This window comes from Thiohalorhabdus sp., from assembly GCF_036628635.1.
Classification (GTDB): domain Bacteria; phylum Pseudomonadota; class Gammaproteobacteria; order Thiohalorhabdales; family Thiohalorhabdaceae; genus Thiohalorhabdus.
Genome location: NZ_JAZKRM010000005.1, coordinates 32,528 through 47,634, shown reverse-complemented (window position 1 = coordinate 47,634; position 15,107 = coordinate 32,528). Strand labels below are relative to the sequence as shown.

13 protein-coding genes are annotated in these 15,107 nt (G+C 66.1%); 10 read left to right on the top strand and 3 right to left on the bottom strand.

From position 1 onward, the window contains the following. The first annotated feature begins 153 nt into the window (after positions 1–153). The 5 genes from V5A19_RS03040 to V5A19_RS03020 all read left to right on the top strand — a co-directional run bounded on the left by V5A19_RS03040 (position 154) and on the right by V5A19_RS03020 (position 5,512). Positions 154–1,452 carry a S41 family peptidase gene (locus V5A19_RS03040; RefSeq protein ID WP_332318196.1) on the top strand — a complete coding sequence of 433 codons (1,299 nt, stop codon included), beginning with the start codon at positions 154–156 and terminating at the stop codon, positions 1,450–1,452. Between the two features lie 114 nt (positions 1,453–1,566). Continuing rightward, positions 1,567–2,400 carry a divergent polysaccharide deacetylase family protein gene (locus V5A19_RS03035; protein WP_332318197.1) on the top strand — a complete coding sequence of 278 codons (834 nt, stop codon included), beginning with the start codon at positions 1,567–1,569 and terminating at the stop codon, positions 2,398–2,400. Positions 2,401–2,412: 12 nt separating this feature from the next. Next, on the top strand, positions 2,413–2,979 hold the full coding sequence (locus V5A19_RS03030; RefSeq protein WP_332318198.1) for a DJ-1 family glyoxalase III: 567 nt from the start codon (positions 2,413–2,415) through the stop codon (positions 2,977–2,979). Between the two features lie 749 nt (positions 2,980–3,728). After that, the gene (locus V5A19_RS03025) at positions 3,729–5,054 is read left to right on the top strand and encodes a hypothetical protein (RefSeq protein WP_332318199.1); all 1,326 of its coding nucleotides are present in this window, start codon (positions 3,729–3,731) and stop codon (positions 5,052–5,054) included. 65 nt (positions 5,055–5,119) lie between these two features. Continuing rightward, positions 5,120–5,512, top strand: coding sequence for an HIT family protein (locus tag V5A19_RS03020; protein WP_332318200.1), 393 nt, complete (start codon positions 5,120–5,122; stop codon positions 5,510–5,512). 198 nt (positions 5,513–5,710) lie between these two features. Here the strand turns inward: V5A19_RS03020 and V5A19_RS03015 are convergent, their stop codons facing one another. The 3 genes from V5A19_RS03015 to V5A19_RS03005 form a co-directional block, all read right to left on the bottom strand. Continuing rightward, positions 5,711–6,163: a hypothetical protein gene (locus V5A19_RS03015; protein ID WP_332318201.1), complete on the bottom strand. Its 453-nt coding sequence runs from the start codon at positions 6,161–6,163 to the stop codon at positions 5,711–5,713. Positions 6,164–6,178: 15 nt separating this feature from the next. Next, on the bottom strand, positions 6,179–7,186 hold the full coding sequence (locus tag V5A19_RS03010; RefSeq protein ID WP_332318202.1) for a sulfite exporter TauE/SafE family protein: 1,008 nt from the start codon (positions 7,184–7,186) through the stop codon (positions 6,179–6,181). Between the two features lie 272 nt (positions 7,187–7,458). Continuing rightward, entirely contained in the window at positions 7,459–8,382 is a 924-nt protein-coding gene (locus tag V5A19_RS03005) for a carbohydrate kinase family protein (RefSeq protein ID WP_332318203.1), read from the bottom strand. 193 nt (positions 8,383–8,575) lie between these two features. On the opposite strand from V5A19_RS03005, the gene V5A19_RS03000 reads away from it, so the two are divergent. The 5 genes from V5A19_RS03000 to V5A19_RS02980 all read left to right on the top strand — a co-directional run bounded on the left by V5A19_RS03000 (position 8,576) and on the right by V5A19_RS02980 (position 15,095). Then, on the top strand, positions 8,576–9,205 hold the full coding sequence (locus V5A19_RS03000; RefSeq protein ID WP_332318204.1) for a TetR family transcriptional regulator C-terminal domain-containing protein: 630 nt from the start codon (positions 8,576–8,578) through the stop codon (positions 9,203–9,205). Continuing rightward, positions 9,198–9,851, top strand: a complete 654-nt coding sequence (locus V5A19_RS02995) for an RNA polymerase sigma factor (protein ID WP_332318205.1) — start codon at positions 9,198–9,200, stop codon at positions 9,849–9,851. Before V5A19_RS03000 ends, V5A19_RS02995 begins: the two co-directional genes overlap by 8 nt. Next, entirely contained in the window at positions 9,836–10,585 is a 750-nt protein-coding gene (locus V5A19_RS02990; RefSeq protein WP_332318206.1) for an anti-sigma factor, read from the top strand. Before V5A19_RS02995 ends, V5A19_RS02990 begins: the two co-directional genes overlap by 16 nt. 184 nt (positions 10,586–10,769) lie before the next feature. Next, a complete protein-coding gene (locus V5A19_RS02985; RefSeq protein WP_332318207.1) occupies positions 10,770–12,125 on the top strand; it encodes an NAD(P)/FAD-dependent oxidoreductase in 1,356 nt (451 codons plus the stop codon). 114 nt (positions 12,126–12,239) lie between these two features. Next, a complete protein-coding gene (locus tag V5A19_RS02980) occupies positions 12,240–15,095 on the top strand; it encodes a bifunctional transaldolase/phosoglucose isomerase (protein ID WP_332318208.1) in 2,856 nt (951 codons plus the stop codon). The last annotated feature ends 12 nt before the right edge of the window (positions 15,096–15,107 follow it).

The window sequence follows — 15,107 nt, the reverse complement described above, 5'->3', positions numbered from 1 at the left end:
CCCAGACGGCTCCGGGTCGTTTGTGGGGGGCACCCTGACAGCTTAGAATGAACCCTTATCCTCGGTTTACGCTGGCACCGGGGGGGCAGCGGGGCGGCCCGGTGCCCCCCCGGGCCCTTCCGGGCAGGAGGGCAACCCCATATGGAGTCACCGATGCATTCGCGCCAACGCCTGCAGACCCTGTTCATCCTTTTCCTGGGCATCCTGATCGGGGTGGGCATAACCGTGGAGCGCATTTCCCAGGCCGAACGGGGCCAGGGAGAAACCTCCATTCCCTACGATCAGCTCCAGGAGTTCAGCGAGGTCTATTCCACCATTAAGGACAAGTATGTGGAAGAGGTCTCCGACGACAAGCTCATGAAGGGGGCCATCGACGGCATGCTTGCCGAGCTCGACCCCCACTCGTCCTACCTGACCCCGGATATGCTCAAGGAAATGCAGGTGGAAACCGAGGGCAAGTTCGGTGGCCTGGGCATCGAGGTGACAACCGAGGACGGCTTCATCAAGGTGGTCTCTCCCATCGAGGGCACTCCGGCCGATAAGGCGGGATTGGAGGCGGAGGACCTGATCGTCCGCATTGATGAGGAGCCCACCAAGGACCTCACCCTGATGGAAGCGGTGAAGCGGATGCGGGGCGAACCCGGTACGGACATCTTGCTCACCGTGGTCCGCGAGGGTTTCGAGGAGCCCCGCGAGTTCACCATTACCCGCGATATCATCCGGATCGAAAGCGTCAAGTCGCGCATGCTTACCGACCGGATCGGTCTGGTTCGCATCATCCAGTTCCAGGAGGACACCGGTGCCAAGGTCCGCGACGCCATCACCCAGCTCAAAGGCGAGGCCGAGGCAGGTCTTGGCGGGGTGGTGCTCGACCTCCGCAACAACCCCGGTGGTGTGCTCTCGGCCGCCGTGGAGGTGGCCGACGCCTTCGTGACCGGTGGCAAGATCGTCTACACCGAAGGTCGGGTGGGCAGCAGCGACATGACATTGCGGGCCAACGCGGACGACGTCCTCGACGGCGCGCCCATCGTGGCACTGGTCAACGGCGGCTCGGCCTCCGCTTCCGAGATCGTCGCCGGCGCCCTGCAGGATCTGGACCGGGGCATCGTCATGGGCACCAGCACCTTCGGCAAGGGGTCGGTGCAGAGCATCATGGAGATGGAGAGTGGGGGTGGGCTCAAGCTGACCACGGCCCGTTACTTCACGCCCAAAGGCCGTTCCATCCAGGCGGAAGGCATTGCCCCCGACATCGTTGCTCGTGCCCTTGAGGTCAAGCAGCCCGATAAGGAGGCCGAGCGAATCAAGGAGCAGGACCTGCCGGGCCATCTCCAGGGAGACGGTGGTGACGGTGAAAACAGCAAGCGGCCTTCCTACCTGGACGACTACCAGCTCAATCAGGCGGTGAACCTGCTGCGCGGGATTATGCTGGTAGGAGCCAAGCAGGCTTCCTGAGTGGGCGGCAAGGGTCCCACTAAGGCCGAGCGCCGCCGCCGGTATCGAGTGGCTGGTTGGGTGGGTTCCGGCGTTGTTGCCGGGCTTGTCCTAAGCATCGGTATCTGGGCCGTCATGGAAGGGTACGAAAGCACCGAGGGAGAGCCGGCAAACAAGGCTGCCCCGGCTTCGCCGCCGCCGCAGCCCCCGGGACCGCCTACAGGGCACGGTGGTAAGGGGCTCGACCAACGTGGGCCGCGGGCCGCGATCATTATCGATGACCTGGGCAATAGCCGTCGCCACGCCAGTGTTGTCAGCGAGCTGTCCTACCCGGTGGCCGTTGCCGTGCTCCCTCAAACGCCGCATGCGGCCCAAACGGCCCGCCAGGCCCATGCCTCGGGCAAGGAGGTGCTGCTCCACATGCCCATGGAGCCGGGCGATTCCGGCGTCCGCCTGGATGGGAGCTTCCTGCGCGCCGGCATGGGGCGGGAACATCTACTGGCGACCCTGCGGTCCAATCTGGCGGGAATCCCACATGTCCAGGGGGTAAACAATCACATGGGTAGCCGCCTGACAGCCCGCTCCCGACCCATGCGGTGGGTGATGGAGGCCTTGGACCGGCGCGGCCTTTATTTCATCGACTCCCGGACCACCGCCGCCACCAAGGGCCTGAAAGAGGCGCGGGCAGCAGGCCTCCCCGCCGCCGAGCGGGACGTTTTTCTGGATCACGATCCTGCCGAGGAAGCGGTCCGGGAGCAATTTCGGACCATGCTGACTCAAGCCCGGGAGCAAGGCACGGCCCTCGCCATTGCCCATCCTCATCCGGTAACCCTCAAGGTCCTGCGGGAGATGCTGCCGCAGGCTTCCCGCCGGGGCGTGGAGATCGTCCCCTTGCGGGAGGTGGTGGCCGTGCGCAGCGGGCAGGCCGCCAAGGGCGGTTCGCTGGCCTATAAAGGTTCGGACAACTAACAGGAGGGTGCCATGAGCCGCGTGGTGGTACCGCTGGTAGACGGTTTCGAAGAGATCGAGGCCCTGACCATCGTGGATATCCTGCGTCGAGCCGGTAGCGACGTAGTCACTGCCGCGGTTGCCAGCAATCCGGTGAACTCTGCCCACAACATCCGGGTGGAGGCGGATACCAGCCTGGCTGCAGTAAGGGAGGATCCGGAGGTGGAAATGGTGGTTTTGCCCGGGGGGCCGGGAACCGCCAAGCTCGGAGAGAGCGCCGACCTGCGGGCTATGGTGGAGCGGCTCCAGAGCCAGGATGGGGAGATCGCCGCAATCTGTGCGGCCCCCAGCGTGCTCGCTGGGTTCGGGGCTATCGACGGCAGACAGGCCACCAGCTTCCCTGCCGTCCGGGACAAGCTGGAAGAGGTCGGGGTTGACTACCGCCAGGATCCGGTAGTGCGGGATGGCAAGGTCACCACATCGCGAGGGCCGGGCACCGCCATGGATTTCGCCCTAGAGTTGGTGGCCATCCTCGAGGGTAGCGAGGTTCGCAACGAGGTGGAATCCCGGTTGATGCGGCCAGAGACCGCGACCGCTTGACCGGTTGCCCCTGTGCCTTACTTCGACGTTTGATAGGCGGCCCCCTGCCCGGGGGGCCGCCTTGTTGTTTGGGATCGTGCGCTCGAAGGGCCGAGACGGGGGTCAAGGTTGATGTTGCTAGTAGGCGACATCGGCAAACGCCCCCACCGCCGAGACATGACCGGCTGGCTCGGTCCAAGGGTGTTGTCGGTGGGGGACACTTTCTAGGGGTATGGCCCGTAGAAAAGGCCTGCAGGCCCGAATCCTCTCTGTCGCTATTGTTCTTCTTTCTGATTTAAAAGAGCTTTTGTTTTTGGCACATCGCTTGCATATTAAGGTTGAAAGCCTTGCGACTCGGTTCTCTCACCTTCCGGGAACCCGAGAGTTCACTTCCAAAGGAGGGTTCTATGACGGGACGGCTGATCTTTCTCTTGGTGTTCGTTGCCATGGCCTGGGGCTTGCCCAAGTTCATGTAAGACGGAAAGCCCGGTTTAAGTGCGCATTTGTGGGTTTCGTGCCATACCGAATTCTTGAAAGGCCGGGAAATGGTGGGGGGAAGCAGCCGTGGGCCCTGACCCGGGCCCAAAAAGGTGCCCGGTAACTGGTGTAGGCGTGATCCGGGTGTGGGGGACGGCCCTCCTTGGGGAGGGCCTTTTTACGTAGTGGCCCCCTGCTTCCTCGCTGCTGGTCGAATGCCTCGGCGGTAGGATAGGCTGACCCCATGGCCGTTTAAGGGGTGCCATGGACCGGAAAGGAACGGGGGTAGGCTGGTGACTTCGGGCAATCGCTTAATCATCGACGATACCAATTTCTTTACCGAGGCCGTGGGCGACCACGGCCTCGAGCAGTCCGATCTGGAAGCTCTTTCTCCCCGCTTGGACGGCCTTCGCGAACGCCTTAAGGGCTGGCGCCAAGGGTCCGAGCCCACCTTCTTCCATCTACCATTCGAGCCGGACCATTTGCAGACTGTCTACGAGTGGGGCCAGCGCATCACCGCCGGCTTCCAACGGCTGGTGGTCCTTGGTATGGGCGGCTCCAGCCTGGGCGGCGAAATGCTCGTGCAATGTCTCGGCGGCTCGGAGGCGCTCAGCAATGTCCTGTTCATCGACAACGTTGACCCCGTGGGGATCGAGGAGACCCTTCAGGGGGTGGCCTGGGACGACACCATGGTCCTGGCCATCTCCAAGTCCGGGAATACCGCCGAGACCCTGGCCCAGCTCCTGACCCTCCTGCCGCACATGGAGCGAGCCCTCGGGGCCCGGGTGGTTCGCGACCATTTGCTCGCGATCACCGAGGACGAAGACGGCGCCCTGGCCCGGGTGGCTCGTTCTTTCCAGGCCCCGGTCCTGCCCCATCCCCCGGTGGGTGGCCGCTATTCGGTCCTTTCCCCCGTGGGCCTGCTGCCCGCCTATGCCGCCGGCATCGATGTGGAGGCGGTTGTGGCTGGCGCCGCCCACATGGCCGAGAAATGCCTGGAGGCGGACATTACTACCAATCCCGCTCTCCGCGGCGGCGGGGCCCAGTACCTGCTCGCCGAGCAGGGCAAGAGCCAGACCATCCTCATGCCCTATTTCGAGCGCCTCAATAAAGTGGGCTCCTGGTTCCGTCAATTGTGGGCCGAGAGCCTGGGCAAGCTGGACGCCGAGGGCCGGCACCGCGGCCTGACTCCGGCGCGGGCGCTGGGTGCCACCGACCAGCACTCTCAGCTACAGCTCTATCTGCAGGGTCCAGCGGACAAGACCTTTACCCTATTCATTGCCGACGAGATGGTCTACTGCGGGGACCGCATCCCCGCTCGGTTCAAGGAGGTCGGGGCGGTGGCTTCGCTGGCCGGCCATTCGCTGGGCGAACTGCTGGCCGCAGAGTTCATGGCCACGCGCGAGACCCTGACCCGCAACGGCCGGCCCAACCGAACCATCCGCATGCCGGCCCTGGATGGCTCGGTGCTGGGCGAGCTGATCATGCTCCTGGAGGTGGAAACGGTCGTGGTGGCCGAGCTGCTCGGTGTGGACCCCTTCGATCAGCCGGCGGTGGAAGAGAGCAAGGTGCTTACCCGGGAGTACCTGGCCCAGATGGAAGGACGTATCAACCTCTGACGAAATCCCGCCAACCCGGCCGGGCCGCAACCAATTCCGCCGCCCAGCGATTCCAGGAGCGATTCATGGCGACCATCTTCACCCAGATCATCAATGGTGAGATCCCGGCCGAGAAGTTGCTCGAGGACGACCGTTTTCTGGCCTTCCTCGACGTCCGCCCTATACGACCCGGTCATACCCTGGTGGTCCCCAAACAGGAGGAGGACTACCTGTTCGACCTGGATGAGGCCACGCTGGGTGGCCTGCTGCCCTTCGCCCGGCCATTGGCGCGGCCCATCGAGCGGGCCACCGGCTGCACCCGGGTGGGGGTCATGGTGGCCGGCCTGGAGGTCCCCCACTGCCACGTCCATCTGGTGCCCATGGACAGCGTCTTTGATCTGGATTTTGGCAAGGCCAGGGAGGCCTTCCAGGAGGATCTGGCGGCCATGGGCGAAAAGATCCGCGCCGAGCTGGCCTGAAAAGGTCGCCGCCAGGCCCCGTCTATAATGGGGAGAAGGAAAGGGTCGCCACTGACGCCCCGCCCTATCTTGCTCGGCGAAACTGGGCCGGGGTGATGGGACGTCGCCATTACCCGGCAGCCGAGCCTTGAGTTCGAGAAGCCACGAAAGAGGCCCGCGCCCAAGGGGGCGGGCCTTTTCAACGTCGATGCTGGCGCCTCAGCCCACCGGCATCTGGATCACACCCACGAAGGAGGCGAGGGTAATCAGGGCGGCGATAATCGCCAGCACTCCGAACAAAGGGCGGCCTTCCCGGGTCAAAAGCACCCAGGCGCTGGCCAGCAGGGCGGGGATCACCACGAACACGCCCACGGCGATGCCGAACATGGTCAGGCCCTCGCCAGTGGTGATCTGGGCGAAGTACCAGTGCTCGTTGGCCGGCCGGGCGACACCGACCCCCTTCCAGATGCCTTCAACGCCTTTGCCATCCCAGATCCGCGACAGGAGGATGGACGGCGAGATGGCGCTTCCGGGGGTCAGGAAGGTCAGGACCTGGCCCAGTATGGTGACCACCGCCGAGGCGATGGTGCCCCAGTAGATGGTTTCGCCGTAGGCCACCCCGGACTTGGGGATGTCGGGGCGGCTCTCCTCAGGATGCGATTGTTGGCTCATGGTTGCGCCCTCTCCTTACAGGACCGGGATATCGATGCCCAGGAGGGTCTCCACCCCGCGCGACATCAGCTTCAGACTGGTCAAAAAAAGCAGTACGATCAGGATGTAGCGGATGAAGTTGGCGCGCACGCGGGCGAGGATGTGCGCTCCCAGGATGCCGCCGATGACCTGACCCAGCATCCACGGCGCCGCCAGGGCGGCGATCAGCGCGCCCACCTTGATGTAGGGCCAGATGGCGGCACTGTTGCCCATGGCCAGGAGGACCCCGGAGCTGGCGGCGGAGATCTTCAGCGGCGTGGTCATGACCAGGTTCAGCACCGGCACCACGGCCCAGCCCCCGCCGAGGCCGAAGAAGCCGCCGGTGAAGCCCACCAGCAGGAACAGGATGCCGCCGATGCCCACCCGGGTGGCCTGGTAATGCATGGGCCGGCCCAGGGACTCCTCGTAATAGGAGCCCTTGAGGCCCATCCACTCGCTGAAGCGGCTCACGTGGCCGGCCTCGGGGTATTCGGTGTTGGAGCCGCCCACGATGAACAGGATGGCGATAAACACCAGGATGAGGCCGAGCAGTAGCCGCACGATGGCGTCGCCCTGGGCGCCCATTACCTCGGCCAAAGCGATGGCGGCGTAGGAGCCGAGCATGGCGCCGGCAATGATGGGAATGGCGCAGTACAGCACGATCTTCACGTCCGCCAGGCCCTTGCGCATGAAGGGCCCGGACGACACCAGCCCGCTGAACATGGCCACCACCAAACCGGTGGAGCGGATGATCAGGGTGTCGATGGAGGTGAAGGCCATCATGATCGGCGTGAACAGCACGCCGCCGCCGACGCCAGCGATCACGGCCACGATGGCGATCATGATGCTCAGGACGAACGAGGCCAGCACCAGGAGGAAGGCCCCGCCGCCGGTAAGCGCACCGGCTTCGCCTACCTGGTTGAATGCCCCCATGACGAAATAGCCGACGATGCTCAGCCCGATGAGTAGCGACAGCTCGGGGACCCGTTTCATCAGGTCTTGCATGAAGTTTCCTCCTTTGCGGACAGGCCGTTGGAAAACGGCTGCGCCGGTTGCCGGGCAAGCCTGTGGTCCCACCTTGTCGGCAGGGCCCAGCGCGGCCTGGTCGGCACGCCCAATGGCCGCGGCCGAGCGGGCCGCTTTTCAACGGACTGGTCGGGAACGGCTGGGGACGGCCGGAACGGTTCCTGGCCCAGTCATGGTCTGGACTTCGGGAAGCGGGCTACCTTACGCGCCAAACCGCAAAAACGGAAGGCGTACCCCTTTGTGAGAGGGGCTTAATCCGGTCGGGTCAGGCCTTCGGTGGCTCCGGCCCGGGTGGTGCTGGAGGCGGCCACGCGATTGGCCCAGTGGCCGAGGCTGGCCAGGGTGTCGGTTTCCAGACCGGCCAGCTCGTCCGCTCCCAGGCCCCGTTCAAAGAGCCCCGTAAGCAGGCCGGCGGTGAAGGCATCGCCGGCGCCCGTGGTTTCCACCACCGAAACCGGTACCCCGGGGACATCCACCCGCCCCTGCGCGTTGGCCAGGGAGACCCCGTCCGGGCCCCGAGTTACAGCCGCCAGCCGGACGCCGTGGTCGAACAGGTAGGCCAGGGCGCCGGATTCGTCGGTCATGCCCGATAATTGCAGGAGCTCCTCGCTGCTGAGCTTGATCACGTGCGCCCGGGGGATGGCCGATTGGGCCGCCTCGAGCGTGCCGTGGCGAGTGGCCATGATGGCTGGACGCAGGTTGGGGTCGTAGCTGACCAGGCCGCCGGCTGCCCGTACCTTGTCCGCTGCCGCCCGGGTCGCCCCGGCCGCGGGCTCGCTGTACAGCGAAATACTGCCGAAATGGAAGGCGCGCGTGGCGTCGAGCAGCCGGGCGGGCACGTCCTGGGGCCGCAGCATCTCGTCGGCGCCGGGGTCCCGGTAGAAGCTGAACTCCGGAACCTGTCCGGCCCGGTGCTGGATGAACGCCAGGGCCGTCTTGGCCTCGCGGGTGGTGGTGAAGGCCGTGGTATCCACGCCGCATTGCGCCAGGTGATGGTGGAGCTGCTCCCCGAAGACATCCTCACCCCGTTTGCCGACAAAGGCCGCGGATTGACCCAGGCGGACCGCCGCCACGGCGACATTGGCCGGAGCGCCGCCCGGGTGGGGGCAAAAGCAGCCCCGGTCATCGGGAACCATATCGATCAGGGATTCGCCGCAAGCGATCAGGTCGGGCATAAAGGGCTTCGCGTCCACGGTTGGGTGTTCCCTTGAAATGGCCCCGCGAAGGGGGCTTTGTCAACCTTCGCCGTTGGGGTGCGCGGCTATGGCCGGGGTTGCCAGGAGGGGAGTTGTCTGCCAAATTTGACTGACCGGTCTGTTTATTACGGTGAGCGCGCCGCCCGACGGCGGGTCGCCAAGGAGGGAAACGATGCAGGAGCGAGGCCGTCAGACCCGTAGGCAATTGATCACCGAGATGCGCCGAGCCATCCACCAGAAGGGGGTTACCCGGACCAGCATCGGGGATATTCTCAAGGCCACCGGGGCCAAGAAGGGCAGCCTGTATTTCCACTTCCAGGATAAGGACGACCTCGCCCTGACCGCCCTGGATGACGCCGGCAAGTACTTCCAGACCTTTGTGGCCAACGCCCTGAGTCACGGTGAAACCCCGGAAGAGCAGCTGGCGGGCTTTTTCCAGGCGGCTCTGGACCTGCACCGCCGCAAGGGCTTTGTGGGCGGTTGCGTGTTCGGCAACACCGCCCTGGAGATGGCCGATACCGATGAGCGCTATGTCCGGCTGATGCAGGACGTCTTCGAGGCCTGGGGGGATCAGCTGGCCGCGGTTATCGAGCGCGCCCAGGAGGCGGGTCGGTTGAATGCGGATGCGCCGGCCCAAAGCCTGGCGCGCCAGATCCTGGCCAGCGTCGAGGGCGGCATCATGCAGGCCCGGCTGGCCAAGTCGGAGGAGCCCCTGCGGGAGGTTCTGGATACCACCTGGCGCCTGATCGGCGGCGACCCGGCCCTGAGCCCGGGGCTAGCCGAGGAGGCCAGCCATGACTAGCGCTGCCCTCCATTCGCTGTTCACCCGTGGCCGAGATGCCAAGCCCCATGAGCCCGAGCCCGATTCCGCGGCTGCCGCCGAATCAGCCGTTACGGCAGCTCGCCAGCACCTCGCCGAGCTGCTGCAGGCAACCGCCGGCGGTGATCAGGACGCCTTCGCCGAGCTCTATCAGGCAACCTCGGCGAAACTGTATGGCTTGGCCCTGCGTATAGTGAGAGACGACAGTACGGCCCAGGAGTGCATGCAGGATGCCTTTATCCGGATCTGGGAGCATGCCGGTGAGTATCGTCCCAACCGGGGGGCGCCCCTTACCTGGATGGGGACCATCGTTCGGCGGCGGGCCCTGGACCGGGTTCGGCGCCAGGATCGGGAACGGATGCTGGACGATCCCGAGGATCTGACCCGAAAGATGGATCAGGTGGAGCATACCGAGGGTCCGGAGGAAGGGCGAAGTCCCGGGGAGTGGGAGGCGCTGGCGGCCGCCCTTGGGCAGCTTCGGCAAGAGCAGCGAGAAGCCTTGCGCCTGGCCTATTTCGAGGGCCTTTCTCATCCCGAGGTAGCCGTACGCATGGGCATTCCATTGGGCACCGTCAAAACCTGGATTCGGCGCGGCATGGAGAAATTGCGGACGTGCCTGGAAACGTGACCCAAGAAAAGCCGGGGGTCCGGCCGGGGCGGGGCAGCCCGGAGGCCCGCGACCTGCTGGCTGCGGAGTACGCCCTGGGCACCCTCCGCGGTCCGGCCCTGCACCGCTTCGAGCGGCTCCTGGCGGTAGATGAGGATCTGCGTCGGCGGGTACGGCATTGGGAGAATCGGTTGGCGCCCCTGGCGGAAGAAGTTGCGCCCCAGTCCCCGCCGGCATCGGTCTGGGCCGGGATCGAGGATCGGATTGGTGGTTCGGCGTTTGACGGGGCTGGGGATGGCCGGGAAAAGAACCGCTGGTGGAACAGTCTTGCCCTCTGGCGGGGGGTTGCCGCTGCCGCCACCGTGGCCCTGGCCCTGGTTGCCACCTGGGCCTTTACGGGGGGCTCCGGCGAGCTGGCGCCCGAGCGCATGGCCGTGGTTACCGATGCCGAAAGCAAACCCCTGTGGGTGGTGAGCAGCGGCGCTCCGGCGGGCACGATCCGCGTCCGAACGTTGGGCTCCCCGGAGATGGGGCCGGATCGGGTCTGTCCCCTGTGGCTGCAGTGGGGCAACGGTGATCGGACCCGCCGGGTTGCAGTGCTCCCCGAGGAGAAGGGCACCTACACCTATCGGGTGCCACGGGATATGCCCCTTGAGCGGGCCCGGCTAGCGGTAAGTGTCGAGCCCGCCGGTGCCGTTCCCGAAGAGGGGCCGACGGGGGAGGTAATCTTCCAGGGCGACTGGATTCGTCTGTAGCGTTTCGGGTCCATTTTTCGAATCGGCCAGCCGTTTGGCTCAGGAGGTATGCCGGAATTCGGGCTCGAGTCTGCTGGGATGGCTCGCCCGTTTCGGAGGGCTCGGCCCCCGGCACAGCTCCGGGGATTTCCAAAACGCCGGCTCCGGAGCCGGCTGGCTAACCACACGCAGCGGGGGCCAGGCTATGGCAGGCGCGAGCTCCCTGGAATTCGACGTGGTGGTTGTCGGTGCCGGCTTCGCCGGCGCCACGCTCGCCTCGCAGCTGGAGCGCCAGCTTCCCTCCGGCACCCGCATCGCCCTGGTCAATCACGAAAACTACGTGACGTTCACCCCCCTTCTGCCGGAGGTGGTGGGTGCCTCCATCCTCCCGGGCCAGGTTGTGGCCCCGATCCGCCAGATGGTGCGCCGGGCCCATCTGTACATGGTCCCGGTGACGGGGATCGACCTGGAAGCCCGCCGGGTGGCCTACGCCGGCGATGGCCCGGGGGCCATCGCCTACCGCGAGTGCATCCTGGCTTGTGGCCGAGCCGCCGATTCCGGCCTGCTGCCCGGGATGGCCGAATACGCCACACCGCTGAAGACCGTCGGGGATGCCCTCTATCTGCGGAACCAAGTGATCACCCGGCTGGAGCAGGCGGAGCTGGAGCCCGACCCCGAGCGCCGCCAATGGCTCACCACCTTCTGGGTCCTCGGTGGCGGGTTCAGTGGGGTCGAGGTTGCCGGGGAGATCCACGATTTCCTGCGCCGGGCCCGGCGATACTACCCGGCCCTTCAGCAACAGGGGTTCCAGGTTGGCCTGGTCCACAGCAGGGACCGCATCCTGCCCGAGCTCCCCGACGGGCTAGCCGATTACGCCCAGCGCAAGATGGCCGCACGCGGCATCGTCTTTTGCCTGGGGCAGCGGGGGGCCTATCTGGACGGTTCGGGGGTGGCTCTGCAATCGGGCGAGCGCTTGGAAGGCGGTACGGTGGTCAGCACCGTAGGAGCCACGCCGCACCCCCTGGTGACCGACCTCGGCTTGCCCATGAGCAAGGGCCGCCTGATCACCGATCCCGATATGGCCGTGCCCGACGCTCCAGGCCTGTGGGCGCTTGGCGATTGCGCCGCCGTTCCCAATGGCTACGACGGGCAGGTCTCCCCACCGACCGCCCAGTTCGCTACCCGTCAGGCCCGCCAACTGGCCCGGAATCTGGCGGCGGCCTGGCGGCAGCAGCCGACCCGAGCGTTTGCCTATCGCCCCTTGGGCCAGCTATCCAGCATCGGCCACCACAAGGCCGTGGCGGAGCTGTTCGGCCTCCGCCTTTCCGGGCTGCCCGCCTGGCTCCTGTGGCGCGGCCTGTATCTCCTCAAGCTGCCCACCCTGGCCCGCAAGATCCGGGTCTATTTCGAATGGAACTGGCAAATGCTGTTCCCCCCCGAGATTGCCAACCTGCGCTTCACGCCCAGCTCCGGGCGGGCACCGGCGAGGGTGACGGGAACGGTTGACGGGCATGCCGAGAAAGCCGGCAACCCCGATCAGGAGGGTGGGGCCGGCAGCTGAAACCATCCCCGGGCCGGCCGGCGTATCCCTATAGGAGGGCTGGACCACCAGCCCTGTATCGCGGGGGGTCTCCCCGACTGCCCCTATGAAACGAGGTTGTAGGAGGAGGGAGTCATGACCAACCCGCTTGCGCAACTGCATGATTACGGCCAATCGGCTTGGCTGGATTCCATAAGGCGCGGCCTGATCGAGGCCGGTGACCTCGAGGCGATGCGCGATCATGACCGGCTGGGTGGGGTAACCTCCAACCCAGCCATCTTCGAGAAGGCCATGGGGGCCAGCAGCGACTACCGTACCGCCCTGGCCGAGACCGTGGAGGCCGGAGTCACCGACGCGGAAGCCCTTTACGAAGCCCTGGCCATCACCGACATCCGATCTGCCGCGGACCTGTTCGGGCCGCGCTTTGAGGCCACCGGGGGCCGGGACGGCCTCGTCAGCCTAGAGGTCAGCCCGCGGCTCGCCCGGGATACCGAAGGCACGGTCAGCGAGGCCCGCCGCCTATGGGCTGCGGTTGGCCGGCCCAACGCAATGATCAAGGTGCCGGCGACGGAGGAGGGCATTCCGGCCATCGAGACCCTTATCGCCGACGGCATCAACGTGAATGTCACCCTGCTTTTCGGTCGACCCATGTACCGGCGGGCGGCCGAGGCCTACCTGCGAGGGCTCGAACGGCGTGCCGAGGCCGGTCTGGCGGTGGATGGGATTGCCAGCGTCGCCAGCTTCTTCCTGTCCCGCATCGATGCGGCCCTCGACAAGGGGGCCCGGAGCCGACTGGAGCACGGTCAAACCGGGGCCGAGGCGGCCCTGGCTCAAGTGGGGCATCTGGCCGTAGCCAATGCCAAGATGGCCTATCAGGACTACGGCGAGCTGTTCGCCGGTGACCGCTGGCAGCGCCTGGCCCGGCAGGGGGCCCAGCCCCAATGGCTGCTGTGGGCGAGCACCGGCTCCAAGGACCCCGATCTGTCCGATGTGCATTACATCGAGAACCTGATCGGCCCCGACACCGTGACCACCATCCCCCCGGGTACCTACGAGGCGTTCCGGGACCACGGCCGGGTCGGCCGCACCGTGGACAGTGGGCTGGAGGAAGCCCAGCAGGTTCTGGCTACCGTCGACCGGGCCGGGATCGATCTGGAGGCATTGACTGACGACCTGCTGGCCGACGGCATCGGCAAGTTCGAGGCGGCCTACGACCGCCTTCTGTGTGCGGTGGACGGCGCCAAGAACGCCTTGGCTTTGCCGGCCGCCAAAAGCCATAGCTTCCACCTTCCGGCCGGTCTGGAGGAGCGGGTGCAAAGCGAGATCCAGACCTGGAAAGATGAGGACCGGGTAGCGCGTCTCTGGCAGCGCGATGCCAGCCTCTGGACCGGTACCAGCGAAAGCGATTGGATGGGTTGGCTGTGCGCCACCGAGGAGTGCGAGGCCCAGGCCGAGCGCCTCAAGGGGCTGGCCTATCCGCTGGCCGAGCACTTCGATTACGTCCTGCTGCTTGGTATGGGCGGGTCCAGTTTGGCGCCCCAGGTCCTGGCGGAAACCTTCGGGTCGCGTCCGTACTTCCCCGAACTGAAGGTCCTCGATTCCACCGTGCCCGCTCAGGTGCGGGCCGCCGAGGAGGCCGTGGATCTGGATCGCACGCTGTTCTTGGTTTCCAGCAAATCGGGCACGACCCTGGAGCCCGACCTGTTCCTCGACTATTTCTATGAGCGGGTGGCCGAGCGCCAGGGCCGCGAGATCGCGGGCCATCAGTTCATGGCCATTACCGATCCCGGCTCGGCGCTGGAGAGTCGGGCCCGGGAGCTAGGCTTTCGCCAGGTATTCTACGGGATCCCAAGCATCGGAGGTCGCTACTCCGCGTTGTCCAATTTCGGGCTCGTACCCGGTGCCCTGATGGGTGCCGACGTGGCGGAGGTCCTCGAGCGTGGGGAGGAGATGGTGCAGGCCTGCTCCAGCTGCGTCCCTGTCGAGGAGAACCCCGCCGTGGGCTTGGGGGCCTTCCTGGGGGTGCTCGCCAACGCCGGCCGGGATAAGCTGACGGTGGTGACTTCCCCGGAAGTGCGTGGCTTCGGTGCCTGGCTGGAGCAGCTTCTGGCCGAGTCAACCGGCAAGGAAGGCCGAGGCATCATTCCCGTTCACGGGGAGCAAGTGGCCCCGCCCGACTATTACGATGACGACCGGATGTTTGTTTGCCTCGGATTGGGCGATAAGCCCGATGCCGATTTGGAGGCCGATATCCAGCGGTTGCAGGAGGCCGGTCAGCCCGTAGCTCACCTCCATCTGAACGATGCCTATGACTTGGGGCGCGAGTTCTTCAGGTGGGAGATGGCAACGGCGGTGGCCGGAGCCATCATGGGCATCAACCCCTTCGATCAGCCGGATGTCGAGGCCAGCAAGCAGGCAGCCCGTGAGCTGACCGAGCGCTACGTGCGCGAGGGCACTTTGCCCGAGGGCGAGCCCCTGGCCACCGAGACCGGTTCGCCGCTGCTGGGTCTCTACGCCGATGAAACCGGGGCCAAAGGCCTGCGCCGTCGGTCCGGGGACGACAGTCTTGGAGGCTTGCTCAGGGCCCATCTAGACCGTCTCGAGCCCGACGACTATTGCGCCCTTCTGGCCTATTTGCCCCAGGATCCAGAGATCGAGCAGGAGCTAAGCGCGCTTCGGCATCGGATCCGGGACAGCAAGGGGGTGGCCACGTGCCTGGGCTTCGGCCCGCAGTACCTCCATTCCACCGGTCAGGCCCACAAGGGCGGCCCGGCTAAGGGGGTCTTCCTGGAGCTGACCGCCCGGGACCCCGACACCCTAGCCATTCCCGGCCGGGATCTGGATTTCCACGCGGTTTCCAGGGCTCAGGCCCTGGGCGATCTCCAGGTGCTGGCCGAGCGCGGTCAGCGCCCGCTAAGGATCGACCTGGGCGCCGATCCGGGGGCGGGGCTGGCCCATCTGGGGCGCGTCATCCAGCGGGCCCTTAACTAAACGCAAGGAGGG

Bases quoted from the DNA above. Each gene is read 5' to 3' on its own strand.
- V5A19_RS03040 (WP_332318196.1), top strand. From the start codon at position 154: ATGCATTCGCGCCAACGCCTGCAGACCCTGTTCATCCTTTTCCTGGGC.
- V5A19_RS03035 (WP_332318197.1), top strand. From the start codon at position 1,567: ATGGAAGGGTACGAAAGCACCGAGGGAGAGCCGGCAAACAAGGCTGCC.
- V5A19_RS03030 (WP_332318198.1), top strand. From the start codon at position 2,413: ATGAGCCGCGTGGTGGTACCGCTGGTAGACGGTTTCGAAGAGATCGAG.
- V5A19_RS03020 (WP_332318200.1), top strand. From the start codon at position 5,120: ATGGCGACCATCTTCACCCAGATCATCAATGGTGAGATCCCGGCCGAG.
- V5A19_RS03015 (WP_332318201.1), bottom strand. From the start codon at position 6,163: ATGAGCCAACAATCGCATCCTGAGGAGAGCCGCCCCGACATCCCCAAG.
- V5A19_RS03010 (WP_332318202.1), bottom strand. From the start codon at position 7,186: ATGCAAGACCTGATGAAACGGGTCCCCGAGCTGTCGCTACTCATCGGG.
- V5A19_RS03005 (WP_332318203.1), bottom strand. From the start codon at position 8,382: ATGCCCGACCTGATCGCTTGCGGCGAATCCCTGATCGATATGGTTCCC.
- V5A19_RS03000 (WP_332318204.1), top strand. From the start codon at position 8,576: ATGCAGGAGCGAGGCCGTCAGACCCGTAGGCAATTGATCACCGAGATG.
- V5A19_RS02995 (WP_332318205.1), top strand. From the start codon at position 9,198: ATGACTAGCGCTGCCCTCCATTCGCTGTTCACCCGTGGCCGAGATGCC.
- V5A19_RS02985 (WP_332318207.1), top strand. From the start codon at position 10,770: ATGGCAGGCGCGAGCTCCCTGGAATTCGACGTGGTGGTTGTCGGTGCC.
- V5A19_RS02980 (WP_332318208.1), top strand. From the start codon at position 12,240: ATGACCAACCCGCTTGCGCAACTGCATGATTACGGCCAATCGGCTTGG.